This is a genomic window from Pelagicoccus sp. SDUM812005 (genome assembly GCF_031127875.1).
Taxonomy (GTDB): Bacteria; Verrucomicrobiota; Verrucomicrobiia; order Opitutales; family Opitutaceae; genus Pelagicoccus.
Genome location: NZ_JARXIA010000072.1, coordinates 1 through 763, shown reverse-complemented (window position 1 = coordinate 763; position 763 = coordinate 1). Strand labels below are relative to the sequence as shown.

The window sequence follows — 763 nt, the reverse complement described above, 5'->3', positions numbered from 1 at the left end:
CCGCAGGCGACCTGGGCTCCGTCGACGTAGCTCAGCTCGTCGGGAAGGGCGAGCAGGTCCTTTTCTTCGGCGATCATGTAGGGAGCCATGCCGCCGTCGCGCTGCCAGCCGTAGGCGCGGCGGTACTTTTCGTTGGTGCAGGAGATCATGTATCCGCGGCGGCAGTCGTTGCAGACGCCGCATCCGGAAATGTGATACACGACGACGCGGTCGCCTTCCTTGAACTGGCGGCAGCCGGGGCCTGCCTTTTCGATCTGTCCGCATGGCTCGTGTCCCGCGATGACGCCTTGGTAGCCTTCGGGGCCCTTGCCGAGGTGTTCGTGGTAGATGCAGCGGATGTCGGAGCCACAGATGGTGGAGGCTTTGACTCGGATGAGGACTTCGCCGTGTCCCGGTTCGGGAACGGTGAACTCTTTAAGCTGGGTGGAGCTGTCGCCGGGAAGGATCGCCCCCTTCATAGGAGGATGGGTGCAGGTGTTCGATTGGCACATGGTCGTCTTGTCTTGTATTGAAGGTTTGGTTACTGAGGGATGTTTCCGTCGAGGTCCCAGAGGTCCTCCCAGGTTTGGTCGTCCTTCCAGAGGAAGACTTGGCCTTTGATGAGGCGGCAGTTCTTGTCGATACGGGAGAGGGATTCCATTTCCGCGTCGCTAAGCTTTTGGGTCGTGAGCGCCTGGAGGTTGGATAGCATGTTGCGCGGGTTGGTGGAGAAGGGGATGGGGATTTGGCCGCGTTGCTCGGCCCACTTGACGCAAAGCGTGGC

General features: G+C 60.8%; 1 protein-coding gene and 1 pseudogene. Both read right to left on the bottom strand.

The window, feature by feature from the left end:
- The coding region (locus QEH57_RS24735; RefSeq protein WP_309009489.1) for an alcohol dehydrogenase catalytic domain-containing protein at positions 1 to 491 on the bottom strand (491 nt) is incomplete at its 3' end.
- Positions 492 to 520: 29 nt separating this feature from the next.
- Positions 521 to 763, bottom strand: a pseudogene (locus QEH57_RS24730) (aldo/keto reductase); the annotation flags it as partial.